Below are 17118 nucleotides of genomic sequence, written 5' to 3'. Positions count from 1 at the left end.
GAATGCGCGCGGCTCAGGCAGCGTGCACCTCGCTCCAGCGCTCGATCAGGCGGGATTGCAGCCGCCGCGCACGATTGGCGAATGTGCGCCCGCCCTCTGGCCGTTCCCGCTGCGCCACAGTCAGTGCATCGCGGCGCGGCACATCGGAGATGAAGATCGCGAAGGCCAGCTTTCGGCCGCCCGGCGGGTTGATATAGCCAGTCAGCGCGTTGACGAAGTTCAGTGTCCCGGTCTTGGCGTTTACCTTGACCGGGTGGTTCCTGTCAGACCGTCCCTGCGAATCCCGGATGTAGAAGGGTTTCAGCAGCGGCTCCAACCCGGCCGCCGGGCCGAGGCGGACCATCGCGCGGGTCATGTCCGGAGCGGTAATCCTGCTGGCGCCCCCCAGACCGGAGTGATCCAGCAAGGCAACACGTGAGCTGTCCACGCGCGCACCGAGCCATGCTGACATCCTCCCCGCGGAGATTGGCAACGGTTCCGGCACACCCCCGGCGCGCGCGGCGGAACTGGCAAGCCCAACAGCCTCCGCAGTGATATTCGTGGAGTACTTCAACATGGCTTTCACCATGCTGCGCAACTCCGTGCTTTCAACCTCGGCGAGAACCGTTCCATCCGGTTTTTCCGGCGCGGAGCCCGCGGCATCGAGGTCGATTCCATGCGACCGCGCAAGGATCTGGAACACCTCCGCGGTATAGGCGGTGGGTTTGCGCACGGGCAGCCACCGGGCACCATCACCGCCGAGGGCACCGCTGGCGACTGTCCAGCGATCCACCTCGCCGCCATCCTCATAGGTGTAGATCGGGTAGCGGCGCTTCACGATGGACATGCGAGAAACCGTGACATCGGGCCGATACTTGTCGGACCGCGCGTCCATCGTCGTGTTCCAGCCGGATCCAGCCCTTCGCCATTCGAAATGCACCCGATTAAAGTTCAAGTTCAGTCCCGAGATCGCCGGGTTGTAGCCCACCTGAACCGGCTGATCGGCATCGATCGCATGGACAATCGGCAACGCACCATCCCAGGTCAGGAATTTCCCCTCGACCGAGTGGACGCCCGCGGCCTTGAGGTTTGCGGCCAGCGTTGCAAGGCGGTTGGTGTCGAGGGTCGGATCACCCGAACCAACCAGCACGAGGTCTCCCTTGAGCAGGCCGTCTTCCACGGGGCCGGTGCCGACGACCCGAGTGCTGAACCGATGGTCCGCACCAAGGCTGTCCAGCGCGTAGAGCGCCGTGATCGCCTTTGCCGTGCTTGCCGGCGGTTGAGGCAGGAAAGGGTTCATCGTCTCCAGGAATTCGCCGGTTTCGGCATCCGCCACCGCAAAAGCCACCTTGGCGTCACCAAGCCGAGACCGCTCCACCAGCAACTCCGCCGAAGGGTAGAGGCGCGCACCGGCCCCCCCGGGGCGCGGCGCCGGCCGCAGGGACCGTGTAGGCGGGGCCGCAAGGGCTGCGTCCGCCGCCCCGGCAAGGAGCCCGGCCAAAATCCATCGGCGATTAAACGAGGTCGGTCGTTGAGACATGCAGACAACTCAATCAAAGCCCCGAGCAAGCCACAAGCGCCCGCACCGGCAATTCACCGCATTGTCACCAACACGGGCCCCACTGCCCAGCGTTATCTGACTTGCGGGAATCTCCTGTCCAGCACCGGTCACTGTCACGCTCACCGCCGCGATGGAGTGTTGCCAATGCCCGACAGCCACTCCACCTGCCCGGCTCACGGCTTTCCCTTTGAAATGGGCACCGCTAGGCAGGGCAGCATGACCGGCCTCACCTCGCGTTCCGTCGCCATCATGCTCTTTGCCATGGCGCTGATCCCACTCGCGGACAGCGCGGCCAAGGTCCTTGTCTCCGCGCATGGAACCTCGCCCTTCTACGTCGCGTGGACGCGCTTCGTTGTCGGCGCGGTGGCGTCCCTTGCTATCTTGGCGGCCAACGGGCAGACCCCGCACCTGCGACTCTATGCGAACTGGCGGATCTGGGTGCGCGGATTGCTGATCGTCGGCGCGATCAGTTCCATGGCTACGGCCTTGCGAACCGAACCCATTGCCGATGTCTTCGGTGCCTTCTTCATTGGTCCGATCCTGAGCTATGCGCTTTCGGCCATGCTGCTGCGTGAACGGGTCTCTCTGGCGCGCACGGTGATTCTGCTGGTTGGTTTCGCAGGGGTTCTGCTGGTCGTGCGCCCGGGATTCGGCATGAGTTCCGGTATCGGCATCGCGGCGTTCGCAGGGGTCTGCTACGGCTCCTACCTGACCTCAAGCCGCTGGCTCGCGGGGCTGGGCTCACCGGTCGAGTTGCTGCTGAGCCAGATGGTCATCGGGTCGCTTGTTCTCGCTCCGATCGCACTCCCGTTGCTGCCCACGCCGACCTGGCCTCTTGCCGGACAGACTCTGGTGTCCGCATTCGCCTCCATGTTCGGAAACCTGCTCCTGATCATGGCCTATGCCCACACGCCAGCATCCCGCCTCGCGCCGTTCGTCTACTTCCAACTGATCGCGGCGACCTTCTTCGGTCTCGTCTTCTTCGGCGATCTGCCCGACGGCATTGCAATGGCGGGCATTGCCATCATCTTCCTGTCCGGCATCGCCTCCTTCCGGCTCCGTAAATGAGCGGTCAACCCCAGCGGCCGGATGCGCGGATCTCGGTTGAAGAAATATCCAGCATCGGCACGTTCACGAAACACCAGGCAGGCGTTGATGCATGGCCCAGCATCTGGCTCCAGCGTCCCGGGATACGCCACCGGGCGTAATGCGCGGCCGCACGGGACCGACGCGCCGAAAGCCGGTCGCCGGGTCGGGCCAATACGCCGACCGGCACATTGTCCATGATCCACTCCCACTGATCCCAGCGATGGAACTGCGCGAGGTTGTCCGCCCCCATGAGCCAGACGAACCGCACACGCGGATACAGACGCATCATCGCCTGAAGTGTCTCCGCAGTGTAGCGCGTGCCAATTCGCGCCTCGATATCGGTGATCTGGATCCTTGGGTGTCGAACGAGAGCCCGCGCTGCCGCCACCCGACGCTCCAGCGGCGCGGGGCCGCGCGCCTTCAGGGGATTGCCCGGTGACACCAGCCACCAGACCCGGTCCAGCCCGAAACGGCGCAACGCCTCCCTCGAGATATGCTGATGTCCGGCATGCGGCGGGTCGAAGGACCCACCGAGCAGGCCGATCACCTGGTCCGGTGCCGCATAGGGCAGATTGTGTCTCACGTCGGCCTCTTTCCTCGCGGTGTGCCCCGGATCCTCGCCGTAATGTTTCTCTTGGCCGTCTCTGTCAATCTTCGCCTGCACCGGTCCAGCGCCTTCTGCGGGTGGGCGGCTCCACATTCGCCCCCCCGAACGACCGTGCTGCGCGATGCCGGTGCGCCAGTCACCGCGTGTTGCCGCATAGGGCGGGGCGGCGGCACGAGCCGGCTGTATCCGGGGCCGGTTCTCGACAGTGCGTGGGTTGCGGCCTAGCGTGCAGCCCATGCGTGTTCTCTTTGCCCTGTTGCTCCTCACCCTTCCAGCCGTCGCGCAAGAAACCAGCGTCGACATACAGGTGCGCGACGACCGCCACGATCCTCTGCGCAATGCCGTGGCGACGGTGGGTGGGTGCACGGGCACACTGATCTCCAACACCGTTGTCCTGACGGCCGCCCATTGCCTGCCGCCAGTGTTCCGCGCCGAAAAACCTCCCGACGCCGAACTCGCCGCCTGCAAGGGGCTGACCCAGCAAAGCGGATTGCAGAAGGGCAGTTGGGAGGATCCGTTCACATGGTACCCGTCCGGCAGTGGCCAGACACCGACACTCCGACTGACCTTTGGTGACCGCCGAAAGAAGAACCGACTTGTGCGGAAGGTCACGGCCTATGCCTTACCCCGTTGCGCCGACATGGCCCTCCTGCGCATCCGGACCACGCTGCCGCTCTACCTTGCGCGACCATTTCCCGTGGCAAGCATCCCCCCGCTCAACCCGGACCGCATCCTTGCAGCCAACCGCCTGCGATATGCAGGGTTCGGGATGCCCCGCATTGAATTGGCGCCCGCCCCGGTTCGACAGACCGGCCAGGTGGCGTACTGGGGGCGCAATGACTGCCATGTCGTCGGCCTGCCCCCGAATCGTAGTGACGGCCGGCGCATCCTGCCGGGCGATTCCGGCAGCCCACTGCTGCTGGAACAGGCCGGGCGCGAGATCATGGTTGGCGTCCTGTGGGGCTCGGGCACGCCCGACCGCGCGATCTGTGGGGACGTCATCCCCCGCCAACCCGACCGGCACGGCAGCTATACCCCAACATGGCGCGGCTCGCTGGAAGGCACGGATGCAACCGATATAGGTGCCTGGTTGCGTGCGATGGTGCCTGACGCCGAGCACGTCGCCCTCGCCCCGTAAAGGCAAAGCCGCGGCCCGTCTCCGGACCGCGGCTTCCATTGGCATATCCTGCGAAATCAGTGCCCGAGGATCTGGCTCAGGAACAGCTTCGTCCGCTCGTGCTGCGGATTGTTGAAGAACTCGTTGGGTTCGTTCTGCTCAACGATCTGGCCCTGGTCCATGAAGATCACCCGGTTGGCGACCTGCTTGGCGAAGCCCATCTCGTGGGTCACGCATAGCATGGTCATTCCTTCCTCGGCGAGCTGGATCATCGTTTCCAGCACTTCCTTGATCATTTCCGGGTCGAGCGCCGACGTCGGCTCGTCGAAGAGCATGATCCGCGGCATCATGCACAGCGAGCGCGCGATGGCCACGCGTTGCTGCTGTCCGCCCGAAAGCTGGCCCGGGTACTTGTGGGCCTGTTCCGGGATCTTGACCTTTTCCAGGAAGTGCATCGCCGTCTCCTCCGCTTCCTTGCGGGGGATCTTGCGGACCCAGATCGGCGCCAGCGTACAGTTCTCCAGGATCGTCAGGTGCGGGAACAGGTTGAAGTGCTGGAACACCATCCCGACCTCGGAGCGGATCTTGTCGATGTTCTTCAGATCCGAGCTGAGTTCGGTTCCATCGACGACGATATCGCCCGCCTGATGTTCTTCCAGGCGGTTGATGCAGCGGATCAGCGTCGACTTGCCGGAGCCCGAGGGGCCGGCAATAACGATCCGCTCGCCTTCATTGACGCTGAGATTGATGTCCCGCAGCACGTGGAAGGTCCCGTACCACTTGTTCATGTGGGAGATCTGGATGGCCACCTTGTCGGAGACCTGCATGTGCGAACGATCGACTTCGCGTTCAAGAGCAATTTCTGACATTGGTGTTTCCTTAGCGGTGGCCCGTCTGAAGCTTGCGCTCCAGGAACATCGAGTAGCGGGACATGGAGAAGCAGAAGATGAAGAACAACAGGCCGATGAAGCCATAAAGCTCCCAGACGATACCGTTCCAGTTCTGGTCGGCACGGATCGTCGTCGAGAGCCCGATCGGGTCCAGCAGGCCGATGATCGACACCAGCGTGGTGTCCTTGAAGACACCGATGAAGGTCGAGACAATGCCGGGGATGGAGATCTTAAGCGCCTGCGGCATGATGATCAGCCGCTGAGACATCCAGAAGTTGAGCCCCAACGCATCCGCCGCCTCGTACTGGCCCTTGGGAAGCGCCGCAAGGCCGCCCCGTATCACCTCGGCCATGTAGGCTGAGGCGAAGAGCGTCACCATGATGATAACGCGCATGATGATGTCGAAATCAGTGCCCGGCGGCATGAAGATATTCAACAATGTCGATGCCACGAAGAGCAGGGTGATCAGCGGAACCCCCCGGATGAACTCGATGAAGCCCACCGAGAGCGATCGCACGATCAACAGGTCCGACTGCCGTCCAAGCGCCAGCACGATGCCGATGGGCAGCGAGATGGCAATGGCGACGACGCCGATTGTGATCGAGAGCATGAAGCCACCGAAGTTCCGGCTCTCCACCGTTTCGAGTGCCAGCGGCAGGACCGACGCCAATCCCCCGGAAACGGGTCCGGCAAGGAACAGCCACCAGACGACCGGCACGAGAAACGCGAGGATCGCGCCGCCCAGACCACCGATGATCGGCTTGGCGAAACGGTGCGCCAGGAACCCAAGCACGAAGCCAAACGCGACGGCAATCGGCAGCCAGACCGTCCCGCCCCAAAGCAGCCAGGGCATCAGGAACGGGTAGATCGCCGAGAAGGCCAGCATCTTGCGCGGGAGGCCGGTAAAGAGCACCGGCGCAACGGCAACAATCAGCAGAACGAAGTCGAGCACCACGCGCCAGTAGAGCTCCGACGGGTAGAACCCGAACAGCAGCTGCAACCAGCGCTCTCGGATGACGCCCCAGCATGCACCTTCGTGTCCAGCGAGGATCTCATGGCATTCCCGCAGAGAACCTGCGTTCCAGGTGGGCGAGATGATCCAGGGCAGAAGCGCCGAGATGACGAAGAGGATGAACCCGCCCGACAGGATCGTGAGGATCGCGTTCAAGGTCGATGAGAAGAGGTTCCCCCGGATCCAGCCGACAAATCCGGCGGTTGCGGCAGGCGGTTCCTGCTCTTCGACCATGGCGTCGCGAACGAACTTGATATCTGTCATGTCAACGCTCCACCAGCTTTACGCTTTCGTTGTACCAGTTCATCACCGCCGAAATGGTCAGCGAGATGGCGAGGTAGACGAGCATCAGCAGCAGAACACATTCGAGCTCACGGCCCGTCTGGTTCATGGTGATGCCGCCCAGCGTTCCGGTGATATCCATGTATCCCACCGCAATCGCCAGCGACGAGTTCTTGGTCAGGTTGAGATAGTTGGAGATCAGCGGCGGGATGATGACCCGCAACGCCTGTGGCAGGATGACGAGGCTCATGATCCGGTTTGACCGCAGGCCAAGAGCCGAGGCGGCCTCTGTCTGACCCTTGGAGATGGCCAGGATACCGGCGCGCACGATCTCGGCGATGAAGGCGGCTGTATAGAGCGACAGCGCCAGCCACAGTGCGATCAGCGAGTTTCGAAGATAGGTGCCACCTTGGAAATTGAACCCCTTCAGGGCCGGATAGCCCAGGTGGAACCCAAGTGCTGCCAGAACGATAAGCGTGGGAATGGACACCACGCCGAGGCGGAGGTACCACGTCGTGGGCCGGTCGCCTGTCTGGTTCTGGATGCGGTCGGCGCGCTTGCGGATGACGCTGGAGCCATAGAGGCCAGCGCCGAAGACCGCCAGGATCAGGATCAGGTCCAGGCTGATCTGGAAGACACCGCATCCATCCTCGACGGAGCCGTCCTCGGTCGGCTGGCAGGCCGGGCTGTCGCGATCCGGGAAGATCGGCATATCGCCAAGCCCACGGCTGAACAGAGCCTCGGGAAGGTAGACACCGCGGTTGGTGAAGGCGACGGAATCGAACAGCACCATCGATGCCTCGGGATTCTCGCCGCGGAAAGCACGCGGTGCCGGCAGCGTCTCGATCAGGATCGCCATCGTGAAAACGATCCAGAGCAGCACCGGCACATTGCGGAACATCTCGACGTAGATCGTCATCAGGCGGGCGACGAGCCAGTTGTTGGAAAGCCGCAATATGCCTACCAGAACGCCGATGACGGTTGCCGTGATGCAGCCGAGAAAGGCCACAAGCAGCGTATTCAACAGGCCGACGAAGGCAGCGCGCCAATGGGTGGATTGCGAATTGTAGTCAAGCAACCGCTGGTTGATATCATATCCGGCGGGATCGCTCAGGAACCCGAATCCAATGGATTTGCCCTGTACGGCGAGGTTGACGAGCGTGTTGTTGATCAGCCAGGCGGCGAAGATCATGAACCCGATGAGCGCAACAACCTGAATTGTAAGCGAGCGATACCGGGTATCGTAGATCAGCATGCCGAGCCTGAACGACTCCTTCGGCGGGTCGGTCAGTGAGGTCATGTGTATCCCTGCGGCTTTCCGGATTCTCCTCGGGCGGGGTTTGCCCCACGCTCCGCGATCCGGAGTTTATCGTTGTCTGGGGAACAAAGAAGAAAGGCGCGGCCATGGCCGCGCCTTCCCCAGTCAGATTAGCGGAACGGCGGGGAGTAGAGAAGCCCGCCGGAAGTCCACTGAGCGTTCAGGCCGCGGGCCAGACCGATCGGGGTGGTCTCGCCGATGTTCTTTTCGAACACCTCACCGTAGTTGCCGGAGACGGACAGCGCCTTGACGGCCCAGTCGGCGTCGAGGCCGAGCATCTCGCCGAGGGTGCCCTCGGTGCCAAGCAGACGGTTGATCTCCGGGTTGTTGCCGGCGGCGGAAGCCAGTTCGGCAACGTTGGCGGAGGTCACACCGAGCTCTTCGGCGGCGATCAGCGCGTTCAGGGTCCAGCGGACCACGTCGCCCCACTCATTGTCGCCATGGCGCACGAGCGGACCGAGCGGCTCCTTGGAGATGATCTCCGGCAGGATCACGTGGTTGGCAGCATCCTCGAAGGACGCACGCGTGGCGGCAAGGCCGGAGGCGTCGGTCGTGTAGACGTCACAAGCACCGGCCAGGTACTGCTGCTGGGCCTCGGCGTTGGTCTCGATCGGGACCGGCTCGTAGCTCAGGTTGTTGATGCGGAAGAAGTCCGCAAGGTTGAGTTCGGTCGTGGTGCCGGTCTGGATGCAGACGGTTGCGCCGTCGAGTTCCTTCGCAGAGGAAACACCCAGTTCCTTGGAAACCATGAAACCTTGGCCGTCATAGTAGTTGATGCCGATGAAATCGAACTTGAGGTCGACGTCACGGGAGAAGGTCCAGGTGGTGTTCCGCGCCAGCATGTCGATTTCGCCGGAAGCGAGGGCGGTGAAGCGGGTCTTGCCGGTGGTCGGCACGAACTCCACAGCAGTCGGGTCGCTGAGCACGGCGGCCGCAACGGCGCGGCAGACGGCGACATCAAAGCCCTGCCAGTCGCCATTGGCGTCGGTGTAAGCGAAGCCGGGAACGCCGGTGGCCACGCCGCAGTTCAGCTTGCCCCGTGCTTGTACGTCGGCCAACGTATCGGCAGCCGCAATACCGGCAGACAGGCCGGCTACAGCCAGGGCCCCTACGAATACGGTCTTCTTCATGTGTACCTCTTCCTGATGGTCCACACCCGCGAGTGGGTGAGTGGTTTTTTCGAGCGTTTTCGCCCAGATTTGCTACGCAAGAGAGGTCTCCCTCTCTCAACGCATCAACTTTGGGCAAATTCCCGGGAAAACGTCAAGGCCACTCTGGGATGAGGTTCACCGACTCCCTTGCAAATCAGGCCACACGACCATTGTGATGAATTCCTGTGCAGGGATCTGCTGGCGATTGCGGGATTCAGGCAGTCGCGCGGGAAAGTTCAAGGAATCTTGCGGCATGCAGGAATGCGTCCCGCTTGCGGGTGGCATCCGCGGCAGCTTCGTCGTCCACGCCCCACTCGCCTTCCTGGAAGGTTTCATCAATTCTTGAGCGGAACCACAGGTCTTCGACCGGGAAGGCCCCTTGCAGCGCAGCAAGCCCGATCAGGAGCGAGCCCGACAGACTCACCAGATCGTGCAGCGCGGTGACGGTGAAGGCATCCTGCGCCGCCACTTCCTTGCGCAGTCGCTCCAGGCTCTCTGTCGCCTGCGCCGTGGGAATGACCCCTACCGTTGCCACCAGCTCCACCCCGATCGCAACTCGCGCCCAGTCCAGCAAAGGATTCCACGCTTCTGCCTGCCGGGCGCACAGCCGCTCCGGTCCCTCGGCACGGTAACAACAGAGGTCGGTATCCCCGTAGGCTGCAATCAGTTCCGCAACCTCGGAGAACTGTGGGCCCACCTTGTCGATGGCGGCATTGGCCGACCGGGTCAGCGGCATCGACAGCGGGTCGATCTGCTCTTCCTGCGCATCCCATTCCGCGGCAATGGCTTCGGCCAGTGGCAGACTTGGAACCACGAGAAGCGCCTTTGCCGGCGTCCGGACCTGCCGTCCGTCCAACGCGATCGCCCAGCCGTCCTCGGCCTTGACCGCCGAGGCCTGCTTCCAGAACCGCTTTACCTTCCACTCGGCCATTCAGCCCTCCCAGACTCGTTCGATAGCGCCGGGTAGATCTTCGTATCGGTCCACGACCCGTTCGGCTCCCGCCGCCGCAAGCGCTTCGGTCGGGTGATATCCCCAACTCACGCCGATCGTGGCCATACCGGCCGCACGTCCCATCTCGATATCGAACGTGGTGTCGCCAATCATCACGGCATTGGCGGCCTCGACCCCGGTTTCCTCCAACGCCGTCAGCAGCATCGAGGGGTGCGGCTTGGAGGGGTGATTGTCGGCCACCTGTTCGGTGGCAAAGACCCCGGTCAACCCGTGCGCATCGAGCAGATGCGTCAGGCCGCGCCGCGACTTGCCCGTCGCGATCCCCACAAGCGGTTCGTCTTGGCCCAGAAGGTGGTCAAGCACGTCCCGCGCACCGGGATAGAGTGGCGACATCTCGAGGGGGGCACCGGATTTCCGGATATCGGCAAAGCTGTTCTTGTACCCCTCTACGAGCTTGCCATGTTGCTCTGCGGTCAACTCAGGGGACAAGCGCGCCATGGCAACCGGCAGCGACAGCCCGACGATACCAAGAATATCCTCCCGGGTAGGCGGCTCCACCTCCAGGCAGGCATAGGCATGCGCCATGGAGGCGAGAATATGCGCCTGGCTGTCCACAAGGGTGCCATCGACGTCAAACACGATGAGCCGGAGGGGATCGGCAGCGATCATTCCAACTCCTCGAAGGGGTCGAGCGGTACGTCACCGGCATGCCAGTCCAGCATCTTCCAGGTGCGCTCCATATGCTCAGGCAGGGGCGCAGTCAGAACCAGCCGACCGCCGTTTACAGGGTGCGTCAGGCTCAGGGAGCGCGCGTGCAGGTGCAGCTTGCTTGAGAGCGCGCCGCCCAACCCGGCCCCCCAGCCATCGCCGAGGTTCTCCTGCCCGGACCCACCGTACTTGCCATCTCCGATGATCGGATGTCCGATCTCGGCCATATGGGCGCGAAGCTGATGGGTCCGGCCTGTGACCGGCACCAGTGCCGCCCAGCTCACCCGGCCCCCGAGATCGGACAGAACGGCATAGTCTGTCGTGGCGCGCTTGGCCCCCGGTGTGCTGTCCACATCGCGGGGGTGGATGCACCGCATCTTCTCGCCCTCGCCGCCAGCGCCGCGTCCCGGCGCCTTTACCAGTCCGAAGCGGATCGTTCCCATCGTCGGCGTTGGCGCTCCGGCCACTGCCGCCCAGTAGATCTTGCGCGTATCACGGGCACGGAAGGCCTCTGTCAGCGCACCTGCCATCGCACGGGTGCGGGCCAGCAGCAGGACACCGGATGTGTCCTTGTCGAGCCGGTGCACCAATCGCGGTTTCTCGTCCAACCCGAACCGAAGCGCTTCGGACAATCCGTCCACGTGGCGGGTCTGTTTGCTCCCCCCCTGGGTCGCGAGTCCGGGGGGCTTGTTCAACGCGATGATGTGGTCGTCGCGATAGATGACCGCCGCGCGGATCGCCTTTGCATCGGCCTCGGAAACCTGTGGGCGTGCTGGCTGTGCGGCCACGTCACCGGGCTCGGGCAACGGCGGCACGCGCACGACCTGCCCTGCCTCGACGCGGGTCGCCGGTTTCACCCGCCCACCGTCTACGCGGATTTCGCCCTTGCGGCACATCTTCTCGATCCGGCCCTGGCCAATATGCGGAAAGCGGCGACGGAACCAGCGATCCAGGCGCTGGTCGCCCTCATCGCCGGCAATCTCGATCTGCTGAACACCACTCATGGCAACACCACCATGGTTCTGGCGAGCCAGAGCCCGGCGACCAGTGCCGTCAACGACAACGCAAAGGACGCCCCGGCATAGACCAGCGCCGTTCCGGCCTGCCCCTTCTCGATCAGGAAGATCGTGTCGAGGGAGAAGGCCGAGAAAGTCGTGAAGCCGCCGAGGATGCCGGTCATGAGAAAGGGTGCGAGGTGGTTGCCACCCTTTCGCTCCAGCAGAACGACGATGAATCCCATGATGAAGGAACCGACGATATTGACCGTCAGGGTGCCATACGGGAAACCCGGCCCGAACAGGCGCAGGGTGCCGATACCCGTAAGGTAGCGAAGCGATGCTCCGATTGCGCCACCGAGGGCCACGTGGAGAAGGGACCAGATCATGGGCGCTCTGTCCTGCGCCCGGACGCGGTTGTCAAGCCGTGCGACGATCTCCGGTTGCTGCCGCTTCCTCTTCAAGGTCTTCGATGATCCGGTCGGCAGGCACATAGCCCTTCACGACCTTTTCACCGTTGATCATCGACGGAACGAGGTTTTCCCGCTTCCAAAACCTGTAGAACGCAATGGCGCTCAGGTGCAGCACAACCAGAAGCAGGATGACGGGAGCCATGGTCTGATGCCAGAACGTGGCCCAACTGACCCTCGCGCCCTCCGCCCCTGCCACGAGCGGACCCGCATTGATGAAATCATCGGGATCCGTGTAGAGCCCGGTGTAGGCCTGAAACGCGAGCGCACCCAGAAGCAGGAACACCGAGAATGCGCCAACCGGGTTGTGGCCCGGCCAATGGCTTGGCCTCCGGAGACTGGCGGTGCGCAGATAGGCGACCACCGTGCCCGGCGCATAGACAAAATCCCGGAACCGGGCCGGCCATGGACCGAACAGGCCCCAGATCAGGCGGAACGCCAGCAGGCCGATGATGGTGTAGCCAAGATAGAAGTGCAGGGTCAGAAAACCGGTCGGATTGATCTGTCCCCACAACCACGTCACGATCACGCAGACCGCCAGCAACCAGTGAAAGATCCTCACGAATGGGTCCCAAAGGCGAACCCGGTGAAGAGTCTCGGTTTTCGGCGGCCTGTCGGTCATTGGCGTCAGTCTTTCTTGGCCTGGAAGGACTTGTGGCAATCGTTGCAGTTTTTGCCGGCAGCACCGAGAGCTTTTGCCATCTCGCCCTGACCCGCGCCGGCAACTGCCTGCAACGCAGCGGCGTTGGCAACAAATTCCTTTGCGATTTCACCTGCCTTGGCACCGTCGGTCCAAAGCGCCGGCAACGCATAGGAGACACCGGGCATGTCTTCGGACGAGGTTCCGGGCAGCCAGTATCCGGACTGATCCTTCGTGGAGTATTCGACGATGGTATCGGCCGCAGCCTGCGCAGCATCGGCGTCGTAGTCCAACTCGCCCTTGGCCATCTTGGCCAGCATGCCGATGTTCTTGCCGTAGGTCTTCATATGTTCCTGCCGGGTCTTGACCGCATCGGTCAACGCGTCGGCAATGGCGAGGCTCGGTAGGGAAAGGGCGATGGCGACGAAAACGTACTTGCGCATAGAAATCTCCTTGCTTGCAAGCTGGGGATGCTACCTCGTTATACGAAGCGCGGCGGAATTGCTGTCGGTGATTTTTGCACAGCTGCCGTGATTTTTTGAAGAAACGCTTTTGGCCCCGAATCAAACAATCGCGTGATCTCGTCCTGTCAGCGCTCTTCGCCCCCCCGCTGGGATCGCAGCTTCGCAAAGAAGTCGAGGCGCCGCTTGAGTTCCCGTTCAAAGCCACGCTCGACCGGCAGGTAGTAGATCCCGCGTTTCATCGTTTCAGGAAAGTAGTTCTGACCGGAAAACCCGTCCTCTGCATCGTGATCGTACTGATAGCCATCGCCATAGCCCTGATCCTTCATAAGCGAGGTCGGCGCATTCAGGATATGCTTGGGTGGCGGCTCGGACCCAGTGCGGGTCGCGGCCGAAATCGCCGCCTTGTACCCCGCGTAGGCCGCATTCGACTTTGGCGCCAGAGCCAGGTAGACCACGGCCTGCGCTAGGGCCAGCTCCCCCTCCGGGCTGCCCAGACGCTCGTAGGTTTCCCAGGATTGCAGGCAGACGCCCTGCGCCTGCGGATCGGCGAGCCCGATATCCTCGACCGCCATGCGCGTGATTCGCCGCGCAAGGTAGCGGGGGTCTTCGCCGCCCTTCAGCATCCGCGCCAGCCAGTAGAGGGCCGCATCCGGATCCGACCCGCGCACCGATTTGTGCAGCGCTGAAATCAGGTTGTAATGCGCATCGCCAGATTTATCGTATTGTGCCGCACGACGGGTCAGGCGCCGCGTGAGACCATCGGCATCCAAAGGTTCTGAGACCTGCCAACCCGATACCTGCTCCACCAGGTTCAGCAATGCCCGGCCATCGCCGTCTGCCATGGAAACAAGCGCCTCCCGGGCGCCCCGGGACAACGGCAGTTTCGCGCCAATCTCCGCCTCCGCGCGGATCAGCATCCGCTCCAGCGCGTCCTCGTCGAGCCGGTTCAACACCAATACCTGCGACCGGCTCAAGACGGCGGCATTGAGTTCAAAGGACGGGTTTTCGGTTGTCGCGCCGACAAGCACGATCGTCCCGTCTTCCATGTGGGGCAGGAAACCGTCCTGTTGGGCCTTGTTGAACCGATGGATCTCATCGACGAAAAGCAACGTTCCCTGACCGTTCTGACGCCGGATCCGCGCAGCCTCGAAGACCTTCCGAAGCTCCGGCACCCCGGTGAATATCGCACTGATCTGTACGAAGTGGAGGTCGGTTTCGTCCGCCAGCAGGCGCGCAATCGTGGTCTTGCCGACACCGGGAGGGCCCCAGAGGATCAGCGAGGATAGCGATCCTGACGCTAGCATGGCACCAAGCGGCGCCTCGGGGCCAAGCAGATGGTCCTGACCGATGACTTCGGACAATGCTGCTGGTCGAAGCCTGTCCGCAAGCGGGCGCGGCGCCGATGCACCGGATTCGCGGTCGGATGGAGTGTCAAAGAGATCGGCCATGGCCGCACCCTAAGCCTGCCGTCGCGAAAGGAAAAGCCGCCCCTTTCAGAGCAGGCGCGCATCCCGCGCACGCTGGATCGCTTCGGCAGTCGTACGCGCCATCAGCCGCCGACGGGCGGAACTCAGGCGAGCCTTCAGGGCACTTTCCGAGATCCCGAGCCGCGCGGCGGCTGCCGCGTGGCGCTCTCCCGCTGCGACGAGCCGCAGCGCCTCGACCTGGGCCTGCGTGAGGCTTTCCGGCGGCTCGGTCAGGCCATGCAAGGTCTGAACGATCCCTTCGATATCGGCCATCTCGCGCGCCGTGAACTCGCGATCATGACGGGCGCTGCCGGCAATGGTACGGGAGGAAATCGGACCGCAGGCCACCTGGATTCCGAAGCGCAATCCGTAGTCTGCGGCCTCCACCATGATCCCGAATGGATCCGGAACGCCGGCCTCGCTCCACCGCGTGACACCCGTGGTCGAGAACGCCCAGGCCGTCATCGGGTCTCGCATCGCGTAGGCCTGCGCAGTGTAGCGGTCGACCCACTCCCGATCGTAGGAATGGAACGTCATCAACGGGGCCGCGAACCGAATGTGCAGCGCCACAAAGTAGCCTCTTGGGGAAAGAAGCCCCAAGGCCTTGAGCTCCCGGTCGATCTTCCTACGGTCCTGCATGGCGCGTTTCGACCAGCACAGGACGGTTTGGTCAACCCGAAAGCGCCGGATTGACGCTGGGGGACACCCGGACCATGCGACGGGCTATGCGGCATCGCCATGTCAGCACCCGGAACGCAAAAGGCCCCCGCAATGCGAGGGCCTCAGCGAATTGATTAGCTGTAAAGCGCCGGAGGCTACTCCTCGGCGGCCTCTTCGCGGGCGCGATCGGCAGCACCCTTGGCGTCGACATCGCGGTCAACCAGTTCGATGATCGCCATCGGCGCCATGTCGCCATAGCGGAAGCCGGCCTTCAGCACGCGGACATAGCCGCCCTGACGCTCGGCGTAGCGCGGGCCGAGGACTTCGAAAAGCTTCGCGACATGCTGGTCCTGCTTGAGCTTGGACGCGGCCAGACGGCGGGCGTGCAGGTCGCCACGCTTGCCGAGCGTGATCAGCTTCTCGACGATCGGCTTCAGTTCCTTGGCCTTGGGCAGCGTCGTCTTGATCTGCTCATGCTCGATCAGCGAGCCGGCCATGTTGGAGAAGAGCGCCTTACGGTGCTCATGAGTACGGTTCAGGCGGCGGTATCCGCGGGCGTGACGCATTTCGTTTTTCCTTGCTTAGCGTTTTGCTTTGTCCGGCAGCCCATGCGTGCGGGCCGCTCTCCTTGGGGCTTCATGCCCGGGTCGTGCGGGTCGCGCCCCAAGAGGCGCGACCGGGTCGAAGATCAGAACTGATCTTCGAACTTCTTGGCGAGATCCTCGATGTTCTCCGGCGGCCATTCCTCGACATCCATGCCGAGGTGCAGGCCCATGCCCGAAAGTACTTCCTTGATCTCGTTCAGCGACTTGCGGCCGAAGTTCGGGGTGCGGAGCATCTCGGCTTCGGTCTTCTGGATCAGGTCGCCAATGTAGACGATGTTGTCGTTCTTCAGGCAGTTTGCCGAACGCACCGACAGTTCCAACTCGTCCACTTTCTTCAGCAGAAGCGGGTTGAACTCGAGGCCATCGTCCTCTTCCTGGCGACCAGCCGATTCCGGCTCCTCGAAGTTGACGAAGATCGACAGCTGGTCCTGCAGGATCCGCGCAGCGAATGCCAGCGCGTCATCCGGGGTGACGGACCCGTCTGTCTCGATCTTCATGGTCAGCTTGTCATAGTCCAGAACCTGGCCCTCGCGGGTGGGCTGCACGTCGTATGAGACCTTCTTGACCGGCGAGTAGATCGCATCGATCGGGATCAGACCGATCGGGGCGTCCTCGGGGCGGTTCTTGTCCGCCGCCACGTAGCCCTTGCCGGTATTGACCGTCAGCTCCACGTAGAGGTCAGCGCCATCGTCGAGGTGGCAGATCACGTGATCCTTGTTCAGGACCTCGATCCCGGCCGATTCGGAGATATTGGCAGCCGTTACGGCGCCAGGCCCCTTGGCGGAGATCGACAGGCGCTTCGGCCCGTCCACTTCCATGCGGATCGCCACACCCTTCAGGTTCAGGACGATGTCGGTCACGTCCTCGCGGACGCCGGCAACGCTCGAGAACTCGTGCAGAACGTTGTCGATCTGGACGCTGGTGATCGCGGCCCCCTGAAGCGAGGACAACAGAACCCGGCGCAGGGCATTGCCCAGCGTCAGACCAAAGCCACGCTCCAGCGGCTCGGCCACGACGGTCGCCTTGCGGCTTGCGTCGGCGCCGGGCTTGACGTCCAGCTGGGTGGGCTTGATCAGTTCCTGCCAGTTCTTGTGGATCATGTATGTGCCTCCATACCTGTTCGCCTTCCATGTCCGAGAAGGTGAACGCCCG

18 protein-coding genes are annotated in these 17118 nt (G+C 63.1%); 2 read left to right on the top strand and 16 right to left on the bottom strand.

Annotated features, from left to right (window positions below; translation table 11 throughout):
- Nucleotides 1-13: 13 nt before the first annotated feature.
- Nucleotides 14-1357 carry a D-alanyl-D-alanine carboxypeptidase/D-alanyl-D-alanine endopeptidase gene (gene dacB / locus CLV78_RS13230; protein ID WP_342751833.1) on the bottom strand — a complete coding sequence of 448 codons (1344 nt, stop codon included), beginning with the start codon at nt 1355-1357 and terminating at the stop codon, nt 14-16.
- Between the two features lie 399 nt (nt 1358-1756).
- On the opposite strand from dacB, the gene CLV78_RS13225 reads away from it, so the two are divergent.
- Nucleotides 1757-2608 carry a DMT family transporter gene (locus CLV78_RS13225; protein ID WP_106205308.1) on the top strand — a complete coding sequence of 284 codons (852 nt, stop codon included), beginning with the start codon at nt 1757-1759 and terminating at the stop codon, nt 2606-2608.
- A 4-nt stretch (nt 2609-2612) separates the two neighbouring features.
- On the opposite strand, the gene CLV78_RS13220 is transcribed toward CLV78_RS13225, so the two are convergent.
- Entirely contained in the window at nt 2613-3212 is a 600-nt protein-coding gene (locus CLV78_RS13220) for a nicotinate-nucleotide adenylyltransferase (protein ID WP_245925047.1), read from the bottom strand.
- Nucleotides 3213-3471: 259 nt separating this feature from the next.
- On the opposite strand from CLV78_RS13220, the gene CLV78_RS13215 reads away from it, so the two are divergent.
- Nucleotides 3472-4374 (top strand): trypsin-like serine peptidase, encoded by a 903-nt coding sequence (locus CLV78_RS13215; protein ID WP_106205307.1) that lies wholly within the window; start codon nt 3472-3474, stop codon nt 4372-4374.
- A gap of 56 nt (nt 4375-4430) precedes the next feature.
- Here the strand turns inward: CLV78_RS13215 and CLV78_RS13210 are convergent, their stop codons facing one another.
- The 14 genes from CLV78_RS13210 to CLV78_RS13145 all read right to left on the bottom strand — a co-directional run bounded on the left by CLV78_RS13210 (nt 4431) and on the right by CLV78_RS13145 (nt 17066).
- A complete protein-coding gene (locus CLV78_RS13210) occupies nt 4431-5222 on the bottom strand; it encodes an amino acid ABC transporter ATP-binding protein (protein WP_106205306.1) in 792 nt (263 codons plus the stop codon).
- A 10-nt stretch (nt 5223-5232) separates the two neighbouring features.
- Nucleotides 5233-6519: an amino acid ABC transporter permease gene (locus tag CLV78_RS13205; RefSeq protein WP_106205305.1), complete on the bottom strand. Its 1287-nt coding sequence runs from the start codon at nt 6517-6519 to the stop codon at nt 5233-5235.
- Nucleotide 6520: 1 nt separating this feature from the next.
- A complete protein-coding gene (locus CLV78_RS13200) occupies nt 6521-7837 on the bottom strand; it encodes an amino acid ABC transporter permease (protein WP_106205304.1) in 1317 nt (438 codons plus the stop codon).
- 128 nt (nt 7838-7965) lie between these two features.
- Entirely contained in the window at nt 7966-8985 is a 1020-nt protein-coding gene (locus tag CLV78_RS13195) for an amino acid ABC transporter substrate-binding protein (RefSeq protein ID WP_106205303.1), read from the bottom strand.
- A 235-nt stretch (nt 8986-9220) separates the two neighbouring features.
- A complete protein-coding gene (locus tag CLV78_RS13190; RefSeq protein ID WP_106205302.1) occupies nt 9221-9937 on the bottom strand; it encodes an ATP12 family chaperone protein in 717 nt (238 codons plus the stop codon).
- Nucleotides 9938-10627 (bottom strand): HAD-IA family hydrolase, encoded by a 690-nt coding sequence (locus CLV78_RS13185; protein WP_106205301.1) that lies wholly within the window; start codon nt 10625-10627, stop codon nt 9938-9940.
- Nucleotides 10624-11670: an RluA family pseudouridine synthase gene (locus CLV78_RS13180; RefSeq protein WP_106205300.1), complete on the bottom strand. Its 1047-nt coding sequence runs from the start codon at nt 11668-11670 to the stop codon at nt 10624-10626. Before CLV78_RS13180 ends, CLV78_RS13185 begins: the two co-directional genes overlap by 4 nt.
- Complete coding sequence (crcB, locus tag CLV78_RS13175) at nt 11667-12050, bottom strand: fluoride efflux transporter CrcB (protein ID WP_106205299.1); 384 nt, start codon at nt 12048-12050, stop codon at nt 11667-11669. The genes CLV78_RS13180 and crcB overlap by 4 nt, the downstream gene beginning before the upstream one ends.
- Nucleotides 12051-12081: 31 nt before the next feature.
- Nucleotides 12082-12693 carry a cytochrome b/b6 domain-containing protein gene (locus CLV78_RS13170; RefSeq protein WP_342751832.1) on the bottom strand — a complete coding sequence of 204 codons (612 nt, stop codon included), beginning with the start codon at nt 12691-12693 and terminating at the stop codon, nt 12082-12084.
- 65 nt (nt 12694-12758) lie between these two features.
- A complete protein-coding gene (locus tag CLV78_RS13165; protein WP_106205297.1) occupies nt 12759-13214 on the bottom strand; it encodes a c-type cytochrome in 456 nt (151 codons plus the stop codon).
- A 146-nt stretch (nt 13215-13360) separates the two neighbouring features.
- Nucleotides 13361-14683, bottom strand: coding sequence for a replication-associated recombination protein A (locus CLV78_RS13160; protein WP_106205296.1), 1323 nt, complete (start codon nt 14681-14683; stop codon nt 13361-13363).
- A gap of 45 nt (nt 14684-14728) precedes the next feature.
- Nucleotides 14729-15340 carry an autoinducer binding domain-containing protein gene (locus CLV78_RS13155; protein ID WP_106205295.1) on the bottom strand — a complete coding sequence of 204 codons (612 nt, stop codon included), beginning with the start codon at nt 15338-15340 and terminating at the stop codon, nt 14729-14731.
- A 176-nt stretch (nt 15341-15516) separates the two neighbouring features.
- The gene (gene rplQ, locus CLV78_RS13150; RefSeq protein WP_106205294.1) at nt 15517-15927 is read right to left on the bottom strand and encodes a 50S ribosomal protein L17; all 411 of its coding nucleotides are present in this window, start codon (nt 15925-15927) and stop codon (nt 15517-15519) included.
- A 122-nt stretch (nt 15928-16049) separates the two neighbouring features.
- Entirely contained in the window at nt 16050-17066 is a 1017-nt protein-coding gene (locus CLV78_RS13145) for a DNA-directed RNA polymerase subunit alpha (RefSeq protein ID WP_106205293.1), read from the bottom strand.
- Between the last annotated feature and the right edge of the window lie 52 nt (nt 17067-17118).

The sequence above is a fragment of the Aliiruegeria haliotis genome, assembly GCF_003003255.1.
In the GTDB taxonomy this organism is placed as follows: Bacteria; Pseudomonadota; Alphaproteobacteria; order Rhodobacterales; family Rhodobacteraceae; genus Tropicimonas; species Tropicimonas haliotis.
The sequence above is the reverse complement of the archived record's forward strand: the minus strand, read 5'-3'. Positions and strand labels throughout refer to the sequence as shown.